14 protein-coding genes, 1 tRNA gene and 1 pseudogene are annotated in these 17,007 nt (G+C 33.6%); 12 read left to right on the top strand and 4 right to left on the bottom strand.

Annotation, left to right across the window (positions count from 1 at the left end; genetic code table 11):
- Positions 1-58 precede the first annotated feature (58 nt).
- On the top strand, positions 59-529 hold the full coding sequence (locus ACKI67_RS07000) for a pyridoxamine 5'-phosphate oxidase family protein (RefSeq protein WP_407462747.1): 471 nt from the start codon (positions 59-61) through the stop codon (positions 527-529).
- Positions 530-582: 53 nt separating this feature from the next.
- Here ACKI67_RS07000 and ACKI67_RS06995 read toward each other — a convergent pair whose 3' ends face one another.
- Positions 583-1,308, bottom strand: a complete 726-nt coding sequence (locus tag ACKI67_RS06995) for a ThiF family adenylyltransferase (protein ID WP_407462746.1) — start codon at positions 1,306-1,308, stop codon at positions 583-585.
- Positions 1,309-1,414: 106 nt separating this feature from the next.
- Here ACKI67_RS06995 and ACKI67_RS06990 point away from each other — a divergent pair, with 106 nt between their 5' ends.
- Positions 1,415-2,164 (top strand): TatD family hydrolase, encoded by a 750-nt coding sequence (locus ACKI67_RS06990; protein ID WP_407462745.1) that lies wholly within the window; start codon positions 1,415-1,417, stop codon positions 2,162-2,164.
- Positions 2,165-2,280: 116 nt separating this feature from the next.
- Here the strand turns inward: ACKI67_RS06990 and ACKI67_RS06985 are convergent.
- Positions 2,281-2,353 (bottom strand) — tRNA-Ala (locus tag ACKI67_RS06985).
- Positions 2,354-2,571: 218 nt separating this feature from the next.
- Between ACKI67_RS06985 and ACKI67_RS06980 the strand changes: the two genes are divergently transcribed.
- The 10 genes from ACKI67_RS06980 to ACKI67_RS06935 all read left to right on the top strand — a co-directional run bounded on the left by ACKI67_RS06980 (position 2,572) and on the right by ACKI67_RS06935 (position 15,661).
- On the top strand, positions 2,572-4,332 hold the full coding sequence (locus ACKI67_RS06980; RefSeq protein ID WP_407462744.1) for an MATE family efflux transporter: 1,761 nt from the start codon (positions 2,572-2,574) through the stop codon (positions 4,330-4,332).
- A 206-nt stretch (positions 4,333-4,538) separates the two neighbouring features.
- On the top strand, positions 4,539-5,855 hold the full coding sequence (locus ACKI67_RS06975; protein WP_407462743.1) for a GNAT family N-acetyltransferase: 1,317 nt from the start codon (positions 4,539-4,541) through the stop codon (positions 5,853-5,855).
- A gap of 41 nt (positions 5,856-5,896) precedes the next feature.
- A complete protein-coding gene (locus ACKI67_RS06970) occupies positions 5,897-6,634 on the top strand; it encodes a flavodoxin family protein (protein ID WP_407462742.1) in 738 nt (245 codons plus the stop codon).
- Between the two features lie 115 nt (positions 6,635-6,749).
- Positions 6,750-7,853, top strand: coding sequence for an acyltransferase (locus ACKI67_RS06965; protein WP_407462741.1), 1,104 nt, complete (start codon positions 6,750-6,752; stop codon positions 7,851-7,853).
- A 67-nt stretch (positions 7,854-7,920) separates the two neighbouring features.
- The gene (gene ung, locus ACKI67_RS06960; RefSeq protein WP_407462740.1) at positions 7,921-8,613 is read left to right on the top strand and encodes a uracil-DNA glycosylase; all 693 of its coding nucleotides are present in this window, start codon (positions 7,921-7,923) and stop codon (positions 8,611-8,613) included.
- Between the two features lie 111 nt (positions 8,614-8,724).
- Entirely contained in the window at positions 8,725-9,171 is a 447-nt protein-coding gene (locus ACKI67_RS06955) for a MarR family winged helix-turn-helix transcriptional regulator (RefSeq protein ID WP_407462739.1), read from the top strand.
- 28 nt (positions 9,172-9,199) lie between these two features.
- The gene (locus ACKI67_RS06950; RefSeq protein ID WP_407462738.1) at positions 9,200-10,564 is read left to right on the top strand and encodes an MATE family efflux transporter; all 1,365 of its coding nucleotides are present in this window, start codon (positions 9,200-9,202) and stop codon (positions 10,562-10,564) included.
- Between the two features lie 58 nt (positions 10,565-10,622).
- Entirely contained in the window at positions 10,623-12,008 is a 1,386-nt protein-coding gene (locus ACKI67_RS06945) for an MFS transporter (protein ID WP_407462737.1), read from the top strand.
- A gap of 120 nt (positions 12,009-12,128) precedes the next feature.
- Positions 12,129-13,616, top strand: a complete 1,488-nt coding sequence (locus ACKI67_RS06940; protein WP_407462736.1) for a sodium-dependent transporter — start codon at positions 12,129-12,131, stop codon at positions 13,614-13,616.
- Between the two features lie 218 nt (positions 13,617-13,834).
- Positions 13,835-15,661 (top strand): hypothetical protein, encoded by a 1,827-nt coding sequence (locus tag ACKI67_RS06935; protein ID WP_407462735.1) that lies wholly within the window; start codon positions 13,835-13,837, stop codon positions 15,659-15,661.
- Between the two features lie 164 nt (positions 15,662-15,825).
- On the opposite strand, the gene trpA is transcribed toward ACKI67_RS06935, so the two are convergent.
- Together trpA and ACKI67_RS06925 are read right to left on the bottom strand one after the other, a co-directional pair.
- Complete coding sequence (gene trpA, locus ACKI67_RS06930; protein WP_407462733.1) at positions 15,826-16,611, bottom strand: tryptophan synthase subunit alpha; 786 nt, start codon at positions 16,609-16,611, stop codon at positions 15,826-15,828.
- A gap of 18 nt (positions 16,612-16,629) precedes the next feature.
- Positions 16,630-17,007 (bottom strand): annotated as a pseudogene (locus tag ACKI67_RS06925) (tryptophan synthase subunit beta); the annotation flags it as partial.

Genomic DNA, 17,007 nt, shown 5'->3' with positions numbered 1-17,007 from the left:
TGAAAGATAATGCAAAATAGATAAAACTATTTTTATAAGTTGCTCTAAACCTATTAATATGTTTAGAGAAATGAGAAGGAAAAAACAGGCATTAAGTAAAGAAGAGTGCATAGATATTTTAATCAATGAACCACGTGGTGTATTGGCGGTTTTAGGTGATGATGAATATCCTTATGCAGTGCCTTTAAGTCATGTTTATGTAGATGGAAAGATATACTTCCATGGAACCATAAAAGAAAGTCATAAAAGGGATGCAATAGAAAAGCACAACAAGGTATCCTATTGTGTAATTGACAAGGGAGTAAAATCAGACAGCTGGTGGTACACATTCAAAAGCGTGATTGTCTTTGGCAGAATGAGAACAATTAAGGATGAGGATTTGAAAATAGAAAAATTGACTCATTTAGGAAACAAGTTCTTCCCAAGTGAAGAGGAGACAAAATCAGAAATAGATAAGCTTTTGGATGTTACAGAATTGTATGAGATAACAATAGAACATATGAGCGGAAAGGTAGTTGAGGAAAAATAGTTTAAACATCTTTTAAGAAAAATAACTCCAAATACCTTAATTGATGAAAAAACCTACTTTTTTCTATTTTTAATAGCAATATCCTTTATTACCTCACCGGCAATCATCAATCCTGCAACAGGAGGCATGAAGGAAACGCTTCCCTTGACCTTATGCTTCTTTTCATTTTGGTTTATTTCACAATCATTTGTGTTTATAGGATGTTCCTTTGAATACAAGACCTTTAATTTCTTTATATTTCTCTTTTTTAAATCTTTTTTCATTATTCTGGCAAGAGGACAGTATGAGGTCTTATAAATATCATCAATTTCAAAACTTGTAGGATCCAACTTGTTTCCAGTTCCCATACAGGACATGACAGGCACATCAATTTCCTTGGATTTGCATATGATTGCAATCTTAGCCATTATGGTATCCACACAGTCAACGACATATGACAGGTCTTCTGTAATGATGTCTGATGTTGAATCAGCCAGATAGAATTCATTATAAATTTCAACATTAGCATCAGGATTGATATCCAGAATCCTTTCTTTCATGACATCAACCTTGTTTCTGCCGATTGTTTTTGTTGTGGCGATTATCTGCCTGTTTATATTGGACTCATCTACCTTATCGAAATCCACTAGAACAAAATTGCCTATTCCGCTTCTTGCAAGTCCTTCGCAAACGAAGGATCCTACTCCACCAAGGCCAAAAACGGCTACCTTGGCATTCTTTAACTTTTCCATTCCTTCCTTTCCAATCAACATTTCTGTCCTTAAAAATTTCTCATCCATCTGGGCTCACCAAAAATTTAAATTAATTTAATTGATTATATAATAATTGAGGTTAAGACAATAAAAACTTAATGTTAAAACAATTATCTAATTCAAGTGATGGCTTATGATTATAGACACACATTGTCATATCTACAGTAGTGAAATGGAAAATGCAGAGGAAATAATAAGGGAAGCTGCAAATAACGACATTCTTCTGATATTGAATGGAACTGATCCTAAAAGCAATGAAGAAGTGTTGGAATTGGCTTACAAATATGAAAATGCCTATGCTGCATTAGGATATTTCTACACCTTTGCAGATGAAATTACAGATGAAAACATTTCTTTATTAGACAATCAACTAAATAATGACAATGTAATAGCTGTAGGAGAAATAGGGCTTGATTATTATAAGGATAAGGAAAATAAGGATAGCCAAATAGAATTGTTTGAAAAAATGTTGAACCTTGCAGAGAAACATGAACTGCCTGTCATAGTCCATTCCCGAAAGGCAATGAAAGACACATTTGATGTATTGAAAAAACACAACGCGGTAGGCAGTTTACATTCATATCCAGGTTCAGCAGAAATGGCACAGGAATTCATCAAATTAGGTTTCTACATAGGAGTAGGTGGAACAATCACTCACAGCAACAATAAAAAAACAAGAAAAATGCTGAAAAATATAGGCATAGACCATATTGTATTGGAAACAGATTCACCATATTTGCCTCCAGAAGAAAAAAGGGGAGAAGAAAACAGCCCAATGAACTTGAAATACATAATAGGAAAAATAGCTGAAGAATTGGATATGAGTGAAGATGAAATCATAAAAATTACAACAGAAAATGCCCAAAGGCTATTTAAAATATGATATCGATTAAAAAAAAAAAAAAAATATTTTTGAAAATATTAAATTAAAAAAAGAAATTTATTTTAAAAAAGATTAATTAAAAAAAAGAAAAATTGCTTGTTTTATTAAAAATAAAATGGACTGACCGGGATTTGAACCCGGGGCCTCCGCCATGCCAAGGCGACGATCTACCATCTGAGCTACCAGCCCAAAAAATTAATTAGCATATGATATATTTGACTTTTTAATATAAATAACTAGTCATTTATAAATCCAATTCAAACTTATCCACAAAACTTATCCACAAAACTTATTTTAACGAAATCTTCTCAATTGAAAACCTAAAATCAAAACTTATTTACTATTAAAAATTAAAAATAATTTTAGATGACTTAATTAACCAATTATGTTTTTCTCAGGTGGAAAATATGGGAGAGAAATTGGAAAGGAGATACGCTTTTTTAGAAAAAAAATACAATGAGCTGCTACTGCCTACTTTCTTTATGGTAATGTCTGAAAAGGTCTGTGCAGTGATTGATGTGATTATAATAGGATTCCTATTAGGGTCTGTACAATTATCTGTAGTTAATTTAGCATCCCCTATGACCTATATTACTGGAATATTTTATATCCTATTCGGCCAAGGAGGCAGTTTATTAGCATTAAGAGCCCAATCACAGCTGAAGCATGAAAAAGTGAACTATTATTTCACACTTTCAGTTTTAGGAATTGTACTTGTAACAATACTATATATTTTATTCATATTCCTTTTCATTGATCAGATATTGATGTTCTTCAATACTCCGCAGGACATATTTAAGCTCAGTAAAGAATATCTGTTGATGCTGATGTTCTTTTATCCATTAAACTGCTATATATTGGTTGTTTCATTTTTCATTCGTGCTGATGGATTCCCAAAAATGCCTTTCTATGCAGTGCTTATTGCAAATATTCTAAACATAATTCTTGACATAGTATTCCTTAAGGGATTCCATATGGGAATTGCCTACACAGCATTGGCATCAGTCTTGGGATACCTTGTTGGTGCAATCTACATTTCCACATATTTCTTCAAAAAGAATGGAACATTTAGATTAGTTTCACTGGCGAAATTTAAGATAAAAGAGATTTTACTTTCCATTAAGGAAATTATAATCAATACACCTGAAGTTATCGGAAAAATATTCTTTGCATTGAAGATGAGCGTACTGACATATTTATGTTCAACATATTTGGGAGTTGCAGGACTCTTGGCATTTTTAGTATATGACAATAGCGAATCTTTCGTTTACATATTCCTATCCGGAATCATGAAAACCATGTCACCAATTGTGGCTGTGCTGCATAAGGAAATGGATTATGAAGCAGTGGAATACATTATTTCACGTTCAGTAAGGGATGTATTGTTTATTTCTTTCCCAATAAGTGTGCTGTTTTTTATTTATCCTGAAATATTATTGAAATTATTCAATGTTGTCAACCCATACCATGCAGAAGTTATTAGTTTGGCTATACGTATAACTGCCTTTTCCTTAGTGGGACGTTGCATGTCCTATCTCTTGGCAAATTATGCACAAGCTATTGAATATAACAAGATTTCATCCATCATTACATTTTTAGAGGAGTTCCTCTTTGCAGTTGGTGGTGCATTGATATTGACAAGAATAAGTGGTGGAATAGGTATTTGGATTTCAATATTGATAGCTGAATGTGTTCCATTGCTTGTTTACATTATTTATACACTTCACATGCAAAGAAATTATAAGGACAAGCTCCACAGGCTTTTCATGCTTCAAGATTCAAATCTAATCACCTGGACATATAACAGAAGAGATGTGGGAAAAATTTATAAGAATTTTGATGATGAAACAAAAGAAACATTGCTTGCCATTGAAAATGAACTAAAGGATGATGCAGCAGTTCTTTCAAATTCAATTAATGATATATGCAATGACCTTTTTGATAATAATCCAAATCTTGAAGAGATTGACCTTACAATAAGGTTAATAGATGATGAGCTTCGTGTCGCATTGACTACTGAAGGAGCCATGTATAATCCATTTTCAAATGATGCTCTGATGAAATCAAAAAATATTGAAGAATTATCCAAGTTGAACTGCCAATTTGAATTCGATGAGATATTGGGATTCAACAAGTCATACATCGTATTTAATACTGAAAATAGATAATTCTAAGCTATTTTTTATCATATTACTTTTTTAAAACATTTTTACTAAAACTATGAAAAAAAACTATTTTTTAAAAATTATACTAACAATCGTTAGTTTTATTAATAAAGAAAATAAAAATACAATATGAATTTAACTAACAAGTGTTAGTTTAATAATGATTTTAAAAAATTAAATAAGCATCAAGATCGGATAAAGGAGAGAAAATGGCAGAAAAAAATACAAAGGAAAAGATATTTGATGTTTCCATTGACTTATTCTCACAAAAAGGATATGATGGAGTTTCCATACGTCAAATAGCTAAAGAAGTTGGAATAAAAGAGAGTTCCATCTATAATCATTATAATAGCAAAGAATCTATCTTAGAATCCATATTAAACTATTACATTAATGAAATGCTTAAGGAAGAAGCACCTGTAATGCAATCTGGAGAAAAATTGGATATGGATTTTGAGCAGTTCTATAAGGAAGGTAGCGACAGATTCATTTCAAAACTTTCCGAAGAGAAGATGATGAAAATCACAAGAATATTTCTTGTAGAGTCATACCATAATGAAAAGATAAAGAATTTTGTAAAGGAAGCGATTATAGGCTATGCAATTAAAGGATGGGAAGATCTTTTTGAACTGATGAAGGAAAAGAATTTCATCAGAATGGATGCTGACATCAAGCAACTTGCAGAATCATTCTATTACTATGGACTGTTCCTATTATATGAGCATTTCATAATAAATTACCCAGAAGATGATGAGACATTCTTAAAGGATTTCGAAAGAAGAACAACAGCACATATGAAACTTCTCTTCAATTCCGTGAAGATAGATTTAGAAGAAGATGATGGGGAGAATAATAATGAAAGCTCAAATGAGGGACATATCCGATTGGAAAAAGAAAAGGATTACTCAAAAGTGGAAAATCTGGTAAGGGATGCCTTTTGGAATGTCTATAGACCTGGGGCATATGAGCATTATATAGTTCATAAGCTAAGGGAGGATTCAAGCTTCATAAAGGAATTGGCATATGTGATTGAAAAGGATGATGAAATCATAGGCCATATAAACTATTCAAAGGGAAGATTGGATCTTTTCAAGGAAAATAGGTATGGAGTTGACATTAAGGTAAATGAAGGCAGCGGAAAAGCCACTGTTCTTGGTCCAATAGCCATAGATTTCAAACATCAAAGCCATGGATATGGGTCTAAAATTATAAGACACACTTTGAATCTTGCACAAAAAATGAATATTCCATTTGTTTTTGTAATCGGCGATGAAGACTATTACCACAGATTCGGCTTTGAAAGTGCATCAAAATACAATTTCTTCCTGGAGGGAACAGATTTTGATGAAGAAAATCCATTTTTCATGATAAAAATATTTGAAAAGACTTTTAATGATTTTGATTACGATAAGGGAATATTCAAAAACCCAAAGGTCTTTGATGTTGATGAGAAAAAAGTTGATGAGTTTGATGAAGGATTTGAATATAAAGAAAAAAAGGTCCTTGAGGGACAATTAGACATGTGAAAAAATAATAAAAATTATAATAATTATCGAAAGGTGTTAAAATGAAATATCTAATAATCAATGGTTCTCCAAGAAAGAAAAATACATGGAGCATGGTAAAGCAGGCAAAAACAAATTTGGGAGAAGATGCGGAGTTTGAAGAAATCCAATTGATGAAGGAAAAGATACCAATGTGCAATGGCTGCTTCAAATGCATTTTGGAAGGAGAGGAAAACTGCCCTCACCACGAATCAGTCAGTCAAATCATAGAAAAGATAAAATGGGCAGATGGAATCATAATAGCATGCCCAGTTTATGCAATGAATGTCACTGCACTCCTTAAGAACTTCTTTGATCATACCGCCTACTTCTATCACAGACCAGAATTCTTTGATAAGAAAGCACTTGTTGTTGTATCTACAGCAGGAGCCGGCCAAAAGGATGTAGCCAACTACATTGATGAAACATTAAGGCATTGGGGATTCAATAAGATATATCAAATAAGATACGCATTTGGTGGAAAAGAGGAAATCGACACTGAAGAGATAAATAAAATCTCTCAAAAATTCCATAAAGACGTCAGCAGCAAAAAGCTTCATTCCCCAAAAATTGGAGACCTCATATTCTACAATGTTTGGAGAACTATGGCCAAAAAAAGCGATGGCATGAAAAAGGATAAGGAATTTTGGGAAAGCACAGGTTTGGTAAACCATGAATTTGCTCCAAATGTTAATTTAGGAATTTTAAAAAAGCTTTTTGGAAAATTAATGCATTTTATTCTAAATAGAGTGATGAAATAGATAATGCTAAATCAATCAGATAAAAAAAAAAATAAAAATCTGGAAAACTATTAAATGCTTTAAAAATAAAGAGATTATTATAAATTTATTGATTAAAAACAAAATTGGTAATCTTATGAACAAGTCTGAAAATTTAGGAAAATCCAAAAGAATATTTTATTATGATGTTTTAAGAGCAATAGCTATCATAGGAATCGTATTCTGTCATGTATCAGTATTCTTTGTTACAAGAGACATCAATAGCCCAAATCTTTACATTTCAGCATTCTTTGACTGTTTTAGAGAGTTTTCAATACCTATTTTTGTTATGCTTAGTGGAGCACTTCTTATAGGGAAAAAGGACACATTGACCAAATTCTTTAAAAAGAGATTATCAAGATTGTTCATTCCTTTCCTGTTTTGGGTATTGATTTATATAATCTATACAAGCATTCACGTATATCATGGATTCAGCTTAAGCAATGCTATAGGTATCTTTTTTGGAAAATCCGGAACAATTGGAGTGCATTTATGGTTCGTTTGGATGATCATAATAGCTTATGTAGGCATATTCATCATAAATAAGATTATTCAAATGGAAGAGAGCAAAATCAATGATTTCTCTAAAAAGTTCATTGCAATACTTGCAGTGATCTCTGTAATCTACATAGGAATATGCCATTTCACTTCATTCAATCCATATAACTCCAAATTGATTTATTACCTTTCATTCTTATCTTATATAGTGATTGGATACTTTTTGGCAAGATCTGACTTTTTGGAAAAGAGAATCGATAGAAAATACCTTATAATCATTACAGCATTGCTCTTTATAGGCACATATATTTGGTACATATTCGGTTTCGTTGTACCAAGGTCTCATTTGGTGCATAAGTTTGTAGCATTAAGCTATTTCAATCTAAAGATATTATTCATGTCTGCAAATGCATTCTTATTATTCAAATACTTATCTAAGACCAAACATTTTGAAGATATGGAAAATAAGGCTTTAGGAAATGCATTTACAACAATAAGCAATTACAGTTATGGAATTTATCTTGTCCATTATTTGGTTTTGTATGATTTGAAGATGAACTTGATTAAAGTGATTAACTTTTCAAATGGACATCCGCTGATTTGGATACCTGTTTTGGCAATTCTTACAACAGCAATCAGCTTGATTATTTTAGCAATATTCGATAAGATTCCATATTTGGATAAAGTGACTGGAAAGAAATAATTAAAGAATTAATAAAAATTATTAAGATTAAAAAGAGTATAATCAATATAAAGATTCATGTGATTTTATGATTGGAAATGAATGGGACAATGTTTTAGAGGAAGAATTCAATAAAGATTACTTCATAAAAATAAAGGAATTCATAGATGAAGAATACAAAACAAAAACAATCTATCCTCCAAAAGAAGAAATATTCAATGCATTCAAGTTATGCCCAATAGATAATGTGAAAGTTGTCATATTAGGCCAAGACCCTTATCATGAAGAAGGACAAGCTCACGGTCTTGCATTTTCAACACCTGAGGGCCATCCAATCCCAAGATCCCTAAAAAATATCTTTAAGGAAATAGAATCAGAATACGGCTATCCAATTCCAGAATCAGGATGCCTTGAATCATGGGCAAAACAGGGAGTATTCCTACTCAATACGGTACTCACTGTCGAAGAGGGAAATGCAAACTCACACAGCAAATGCGGATGGCAGACATTTACAGATAGTGTAATCGGCATATTAAATCAAGAAGATCACCCTATCGTTTTCCTATTATGGGGAAAACAGGCAGAACTCAAAAAGGAACTGCTCACAAATCCTAATCATTTAGTGCTTATATCATCTCATCCAAGTCCATTTTCTGCAAGAAGAGGATTCTTTGGATGCAATCATTTCAAATTGGCTAATGAATTCCTAAAGGAAAACAATTTAGAAGAGATTGATTGGAGAATCAATAGCTCAACTAAAGGCCAACAAACTCTTTTTTAAACTTCTTTTAAATAATATTTGAAAATCATAAAAAATGCTAATTTTAATATCGTTCATTGATGAACAGTTTCCTAAGAAACATTTATATATTTCAAAATCCAACTATTAAACATGACAGAAAATGAAAAACAGTTGGATAAATTTGATTCAATGCCTTTTATTGCACTTATACACCACATATCAAGAAATAAATTAAGATATTCCCAGAAAAATCCGAACCATATAGACATGGTTCATGAAGGCCAATATTTGATGGAAATCTATAAAAGGAAAAATTTATCTCAGGATGATTTGGCAACTATTTTTGGTCAAAGCAAAGGAACAATAGCTAAAGCCTTAAGAAAATTGGAAGACCATGAATATGTTGAAAGGGTCATCGATGAAAACAATAGAAGAAAATACATATTAAATATTACAGAAAAGGGAGAAAAACTAGCTATCCTATTAGAAAATGATTTAAAGAAATGGGAAGAACAGGTTGGAATAGACAAATTAGATGACGATGCAAAAGACCAATTAAGGAAAATAGCTAGGAAAACAGAAGAAATATTAAATTAATGGTTATTATTAAAGATTAGGGGTTAAAATGGCAAATAAAAATGTAGAAATAATGAGAGGAGAACCAGAAATAGCAGTTAAAAAACTTGCTATCCCAATTATGATATCCATGCTACTTACAGCATCATACAATATCATAGATGGTATTTGGGTTGCAGGGCTTGGACAGGCTGCAATAGCTGGAATCGGTTTTGTGACACCTATTTTTATGATATTGAATGGTGTGAGCGTAGGTCTTGGAAGCGGTGCTACAAGTAGTATAAGTCGTTTTGTAGGTGCTAAAAACCATGAAGGCGCCAACAAATCTGCAGCACATGCACTCTTAATATTTTTAGTGGCTTCAATCCTTCTTACAGTAATCCTCATATCCGTTCAGGAACCTTTGCTTAGAGCTTATGGAGCAAGCGGACAAAACCTTGCTGAAGGTATTAAATATGGAACCCCTTTATTCTTAGGTCTCATTGCATTCATGTTCGGTAACGGAGGAAGCGGTATCCTTCGTGGTGAAGGAGATATGAAAAGAGCAATGTATGCAATGATTGTGTCTGTAACCCTCAATGCGATTCTTGACCCTCTTTTCATTTATGTGATGGGATTAGGTTCTGCAGGAGCATCCCTTGCAACAATTGTCAGTGCTCTTGGATCCGCATCAGTAATCCTATACTGGATACTCATCAAAAAGGACACCTATGTGAAAGTTAATCTAAAAGAGTTCAAATTCGATTCAAAAATAGCTAAAGACATCTTAAAGGTAGGTATTCCTGCATCAATGGATATGTTCATGATGTCCTTTGCAGTAAGCCTATATTTGATTTTCATCTCAACAATTGGAGGAGAATACGGTATTGCATCATTTACATCAGGCCAAAGGTTATACCTATTTGCAATAATGCCTCTAACCGCTATCGGTAGTGCAGTGGCTGCAGTATCAGGAAGTGCCTACGGTGCTAAAAATGGAGATTATCTATCAAGAACCCATTTATATGGGGTCAAATTTGGTGTAGCATTTGGAACAGCAGTGACAATAATATTGGTGGCATTTGCACCACAGCTTGCAACATTGTTTGCATACACTAAGGAAACCGCTGCTTTAGTTCCAGAGATTACCAGATTCCTAAGAATTGCCAGCCTTTGTCTCCCGCTCACAGGTATGGGAATGACCTCCAGTTTCATGTATCAAGGAATTGGTAGAGGAACCATGAGCTTGATGTGGACCATCATCAGAGAGGTAATCTTTACAGTTACCGCAACATACACTTTTGGAATAGTCTTGGGATGGGGACTTGTCGGTATTTGGACAGGACTTGCAACTGGAAGAATCCTTGCAAGTATCTTAAACTTCGCCTTTGCAAGATTCACAATCAAGAAAGTGAGAGAGAAATTCGGCACTTGAACATGACTCAATTAAATTATTCTAATAAATAAATCACTAATCGAAAGGAAAAAATATTATGCAACAAACACTAGATACAAAAACACGTAACCTAATACTCTTATTGTTCTTGATAGGAGTGTTCATGGGCTCACTGGATACTGGAATCATAGGCCCTGTGCTTCCCTCAATTGAACAAGCATTTAATTTGACAAGCAGAGAAGCAAGCTGGATATTTACACTCTTTGTAATATTTTTCATGATCGGTTCTCCGGTCATGGCTAAGTTTTCAGACTTTTACGGAAGAAAAAAGGTCTTTATTTTAGATGTTATCCTCTTTGGAATAGGTTCCATTCTAATAGCATCTGCAGTTAGCATAGAGGCAATATTTATAGGCAGAATCATACAGGGCTTTGGTTGTGGAGGAATCTTCCCTGTAGGTGGCGCATTTATCGGAGACGCTTTCCCATTGGAAGAAAGAGGAAGAGCATTGGGAATCCTTGGAAGCGTATTTGGAATATCTGCAATTGGAGGCCCATTGGTTGGAGCTGCCTTGATTCCCTTTGGTTGGAATTGGTGCTTTACAATAAACATACCAATAGCAATATTCATAATAGCCTTTGCATGGTATATACTTCCAGAGATGGAAGAAAGCAGTAAACTAAAGATAGATTATTTGGGAATCATTATGCTAAGCTTGCTTGCAATATTTTTAGCCTACGGCCTTAACCAAATTGATTCAAACAATTTCATAAGCAGCTTATTGTCTAAGAATGTGCTTCCATTTTTAATAATGTTCATAATTCTAATTCCTATTTTCCTAAAAGTGGAAAAAAGAGCAGAGGAATCCATTGTACCGATACATATGTTGAAAAACAAGGAAATCCGCATAGCATGCATTGAAACATTATGCTATGGAATCATCTACTCTTCAGCAATCTTCATCCCATCACTTGTAATTCTCTCAATGGGATTGAATGACCAATTTGCAAGCCTTATGCTAATCCCGATTTTAGGGGCAAATGCAGTTGCAGCACCAATACTTGGTAGGATCCTTGATTCAACCGGTTCACGTACAATCATGTCAGTTGGGACAATACTGTTGGCTATTGGTCTGATTGCAATTGCAATCTATCCAAACAATCTGATATTCTTCATCATAGCTGGATGTTTAATCGGTGTAGGGCTTGTAACCATTATTGGCGCTCCTGTAAGGTATATTGTCTTGACTGAAGCGAAGCCATATGAAAGAGGAGCAGGCCAAGCGATTGTGAATATGCTCTCAAGTGCAGGACAACTTATCGGTGGTGCACTCATTGGCGGAATAATCGCATCATTTACAGGAATTTTAGGTTATAAGCTCAGTTTGATTTTAGCTGCAATAGTTGCAATAATTGCATTCCTATTCACTTTAAGATTGAAAAGCCGTGACGAGCAAATGGCTACAATGAGAGAAAACCAATAAAACCAAAACTAATATTAATCAACTAATAGCTTAAAAAACATAACTTAATATATAGACATCAACAAATATTCATCTAGTTAAGTATGTACTGTAAAAAATAATAAAATTTTTGGTGTTATAATGTCTAACAATAATCAGTGGGGCAGTAACTTATCATTCATCTTGGCTATGATTGGTTCTGCAGTTGGTCTTGGAAACATTTGGAGATATCCTTATGTGCTGTACTATAATGGAGGAGGAGCATTCTACATTCCTTACATATTTGCTATTTTAGTTCTGGGCCTTCCATTTTTAATCTTGGAATATGGTGTAGGATATCATTTCAGTTCTTCTTTTGCAAAAGCAATCAAGTCAATCCATGCAAAATGGGAATACCTCGGATGGTTCTTGCCTGTAGCTGTATTCATAATTATGATATATTACTCAGCCATTCTCGGTTGGGATGGAATCTATGTCATATTAAGCTTTTTTAAAGGATGGGGAGCAGACCCTAATACATTCTTCAACACTTCCCTTCTCCAAGTTTCAAGTTCTGCAACTGGACTCCTTACATTTATCCCAGTGATTGCAATCGCAATGCTTATCGGCTGGGGATTGGTCTGGTCAATTTCCCATCGTGACCTTGAAGCAGGTTTAGGTAAGGTCTCCAAGATTTTAGTGCCACTGCTCTTTATCATTATGATCATTATTGTTATAAGCTCCCTTATGCTTCCTGGAGCAAGCATTGGATTAAGTGAATTGTACCAACCGGATTGGTCTTCATTATTTGATTTCGGAATCTGGTTAGGTGCCTTCGGCCAAATCGTATTTTCACTAAGTTTAGGTATGTCAATTGCATTTACCTATGCCAGCTATACACAGGATGATACAGATTTGATCACCAACACATTTACCGTTGCCTTTGCAAACTGCATATTTGAAAACTTCTGTGCATTAGGAGTATTCTCTATTCTTGGATACATGTCACTTCAAACAGGTACAGCAGTAGAGCAATTGGTAACTCAAGGTGCAGGATTGATATTTATCGTTTATCCAACAGCATTCAATGCGATGGGCAGTTGGGCAAGCATCTTAGGTCCGATGTTCTTCATAGCAGTTTACATTGCTGGAATTACAAGCATTTTATCAACTATCGAACCTTTATCCTATTCAATACAAAATAAGTTCGGATTGACACGTAAGAAGACTATGACCATCTTATGTATCGTTGGAGCTATAATTTCAATGCTTTATGCAACTGCATATGGTGAATTGCTCTTGGATTCTGTAGATACAATCATCAATCAAGGAGCAATAGTTTTCGGTGTGATCATCGAGTGTATCGTTCTTGCTTGGATATTTAAAGCTGAAAACCTTATCGATACACTTAATAGAAACAGTAAAACAATTAAAATAGGTCCTAAATGGCTGTTTATTGTTAAGTACTTACTGCCAATAATCCTATCAATCGTATGGTTAGGTGGTTTAGTGGACCTCTATTATGGTGAAACTACAGCCTCTCTCATATCTATGGTTGTTACACTGGCAGTGCTGGTAATATCAACAATAGTATTTACTCGTCTTCCTGCAAAAAATCCAGAATGGGAAGAGTCTGCAGAAAGATTTTAGTGAAAGCCATTATTCATAAATGATAAATATTTTTACTTTTTTCTTCTTTTTTCATTTATTTTTAATTTTTCATTTATTTTTTTTCTTTTTCCTATTTACTTTTTCTTTTTTTTTACTAAATTCAACATCTTATCCTAATCCAAATAAATTTAAATAGATAACTTAATTAACATTATTAAATAAATTAATATTCACTAATAATTAAGTGGGGAAACAATATGAAAAATAAAAAATTATTCTTCTTTTCAATATTTTTCATCCTTATAATAAGTCTTGGAGCGGTGTCTGCATCAGAAGACATTATGCAAGACAATGATTTTGACTTGAATGCAATAGAACAAAATCAGAACGATGGGAATATTGATTTGTTATATGAGGAAGGGGATACTCAAGATGACACAAATCCTGAAGATGATGGGGACACAAACAATCCGGATGATCCAAATATCCAACCATCAGAACCTGCAAACAGTTCAAATGGCCAACAAACTTTCTCAGATATACAGAACTTAATAGACAATGCAGAAGCAGGTTCAACAATTAAGTTAAATGGGACCTATATTGGAGATTCAAAGGAAATCATCATCAATAAAAACTTAACCATTAAGGGAATAAATGGAAAAGCTACTTTAAATGCCAAAGCCCTTTCTAGAATATTCGACATTACAGCAAATGGAGTGGTTTTAGAAAATCTAAATTTAATAAATGGAAAATCTGATTTAGGAGGGGCAATATACTCTGAAAATAAATTTACAGTGAAAAATTGTGATTTTAAAAACAATAAGGCTAAATTAGGTGGAGCAATATACCTATATGCCAATCAGTATAAGGCTTATTCTGCAATAATTGAAAAATCATACTTTAAAAATAACACTGCAAGGTGTGGGGGAGCAATATATTCTGGAGCCAACTTAAAAGTCTTGAATTCAGAATTCACATCAAATACTGCAAATAGTGGAGGAGCAATCTGCTGTGAAGATTATGATGACATGCCTCATGGAGACAAATTATACATCAACTCCTGCAAATTCTATAAAAACAGAGTTGTAACCGCTACAAACGATCCAAATTATCATATCGTCTATCCTTATGGAGGAGCTTTGCTAATAGACTTTGAAAAAGCCTATATAAACAATACTGTATTTAAGCACAATTCTGCAGTGACAGAAGGAGGGGCAATAGCTCTTACAAGAAATCTTACAATGCAGAAAAGTCAATTCACCAACAACTCTGCAAAAAGCGGAGCGGTGATTGAAGTAATACCAAACATTATAGATTTTGAAGAATACTCTTTCAAGGGACTTATAAAACTAACTAATTGTATTATAGGCTCAAATAAAGCTAAAAACAACCTATTAATCAATTGCGATTACATGACCCCTAAACTAGACATCAGCAATCTTGTTATGGGAAAATACAAATACACAATAAAGGAATACGGAAAACGCAATTATTTTGTTGTGAAATTGATTAATAAGAAGACAAATAAAGCTGTGAAAGGAGCAAACATAAGATTAAAACTAAAATACTACCCATATAATAAGGGAGAAAAAACTCTTGCAATAACTAAAAAGACCAACAAAAACGGAAAAGCTGTTTTCGAAGTCATCTCCCAAATCAAAAGAGGGGACAATTCAGAAGTTAAATTTTATTTCAGCTTTGCAAATTCCAAAAAATACCCTATAATGATTTCCGGCTACCCTGAAGAAACTATTCCTTTGACTGTGAAAGCCCCTAAAGTCAGTACCAAATATAAGAAATCAAAATATTTCTATGCTAATTTCAAAAACAAGGCAACTGGAAAGGTTTTGAAAAATGCAAAGGTAAAAATCAGGGTTTATACAGGAACAAAATACAAAGATTATAACCTAAAAACCAATAAAAAGGGAACTGTAAAGATCAACACCAAATCCTTAAGCAAAGGAACACATAAAGTGGTCATATACTTTAAACAAGTTTGGGCTTATGATACTGTAAAGGGTGTTGTAGAGAAGGTTCATTATCGCTATGAAACTGCGAAGAAATCTTCTATAACAATAAAATAGAATATAAAATTGGATTTTAATTAAAAAGCTTAATTTAAAATATAAATTAATTAAAAAAAATAGTTTTTAATTAAATGAAAATAGTTTTAAATTAATGAAAAAAAGTTTTTAATTAAATGAAAAAATAGAACAAAAATAAGTGTTAAAAATATTGAAAGTTGCTATTATAAAATAGCATCTTTCATAGATTTGACATAATTTACAAGAGGCTCTCTTGCATTTTCTCCATGTTCTGCAATAATATTTACAATTGCACTTCCTACAATAACACCATCGGCCACTTTTGCAATATTTTCTGCCTGTTCTGGAGTATTGATACCAAAACCCACTGCAGCAGGAACATCAGTAACTTCTTTTATATCGCTTAAAATTGATTCTAAATCAGTTCTAATCTCACTACGCATTCCAGTGACCCCTAATGATGAAACAACGTAAATAAATCCAGTTGCTTCCCTTGCAATCATCTGAATTCTCTCTTTTGAAGTTGGTGCAATAAGACTTATTATATCAATGCCATACTTTTGAGTCACTTCGAGAATTTCATCCTTTTCATCATAAGGAAGGTCCGGTGAAATAATACCGCAGACATTTAATTCCTGACACCTTTTGAAGAACTTGTCATAACCATAATAGAACACTGGATTGATATAGGTTAAAAATACAAGAGGCACATCAGACTTTTCCCTGATTTGCCTGATTGCTTCAAATACGTCATCAGTATTAGTGTTGTTTGACAGTGCCCTGATGTTTGCTTCCTGAATAACAGGCCCTTCAGCAACAGGATCTGAAAATGGGATTCCGATTTCGACAAGGTCACATCCTGCCTCTTCCATAGCCAAAACATATTCGACAGTTTTTTCAATTGTAGGGTCTCCTGCAGTGAGGAATCCAATGAAAGCTTTTCCATCCTTAAATGCATCTGCAATTTTTATATCCTTTTTATCACTCATTTTCAACATCCCCTACAATTATTCGTATAATTCAACTCCTTTATAACGGGCAATAGCTGCCACGTCCTTATCTCCACGGCCAGATACGTTAATTACAATTATATCATCCTTATCCATATCCCCAGCAACTCTCATGGCATGTGCTATTGCATGAGATGATTCAATAGCAGGAATGATTCCTTCCATTCTTGACAAGTATTCAAATGCCTCAACCGCTTCATCATCAGTTGCTGAAACATACTGCGCCCTTCCAATATCATGCAGATAAGCATGTTCAGGCCCGATTCCAGGATAGTCAAGCCCTGCAGAGATTGAGTAAACTGGAGAAATCTGACCATAGTTTCCTTGACAGAAATATGATTTCATTCCATGGAAAATTCCAAGCTCTCCCTTAGC

This window comes from Methanobrevibacter sp. (genome assembly GCF_045577275.1).
Lineage (GTDB): Archaea > Methanobacteriota > Methanobacteria > Methanobacteriales > Methanobacteriaceae > Methanobrevibacter.
This window is presented reverse-complemented; position numbering and strand designations above follow the sequence as displayed.

Coding starts and splice junctions, on each gene's coding strand:
- ACKI67_RS07000 (WP_407462747.1), top strand. CDS start 59: ATGTTTAGAGAAATGAGAAGGAAAAAACAGGCATTAAGTAAAGAAGAG.
- ACKI67_RS06995 (WP_407462746.1), bottom strand. CDS start 1,308: ATGGATGAGAAATTTTTAAGGACAGAAATGTTGATTGGAAAGGAAGGA.
- ACKI67_RS06990 (WP_407462745.1), top strand. CDS start 1,415: ATGATTATAGACACACATTGTCATATCTACAGTAGTGAAATGGAAAAT.
- ACKI67_RS06980 (WP_407462744.1), top strand. CDS start 2,572: ATGGGAGAGAAATTGGAAAGGAGATACGCTTTTTTAGAAAAAAAATAC.
- ACKI67_RS06975 (WP_407462743.1), top strand. CDS start 4,539: ATGGCAGAAAAAAATACAAAGGAAAAGATATTTGATGTTTCCATTGAC.
- ACKI67_RS06970 (WP_407462742.1), top strand. CDS start 5,897: ATGAAATATCTAATAATCAATGGTTCTCCAAGAAAGAAAAATACATGG.
- ACKI67_RS06965 (WP_407462741.1), top strand. CDS start 6,750: ATGAACAAGTCTGAAAATTTAGGAAAATCCAAAAGAATATTTTATTAT.
- ung (WP_407462740.1), top strand. CDS start 7,921: ATGATTGGAAATGAATGGGACAATGTTTTAGAGGAAGAATTCAATAAA.
- ACKI67_RS06955 (WP_407462739.1), top strand. CDS start 8,725: ATGACAGAAAATGAAAAACAGTTGGATAAATTTGATTCAATGCCTTTT.
- ACKI67_RS06950 (WP_407462738.1), top strand. CDS start 9,200: ATGGCAAATAAAAATGTAGAAATAATGAGAGGAGAACCAGAAATAGCA.
- ACKI67_RS06945 (WP_407462737.1), top strand. CDS start 10,623: ATGCAACAAACACTAGATACAAAAACACGTAACCTAATACTCTTATTG.
- ACKI67_RS06940 (WP_407462736.1), top strand. CDS start 12,129: ATGTCTAACAATAATCAGTGGGGCAGTAACTTATCATTCATCTTGGCT.
- ACKI67_RS06935 (WP_407462735.1), top strand. CDS start 13,835: ATGAAAAATAAAAAATTATTCTTCTTTTCAATATTTTTCATCCTTATA.
- trpA (WP_407462733.1), bottom strand. CDS start 16,611: ATGAGTGATAAAAAGGATATAAAAATTGCAGATGCATTTAAGGATGGA.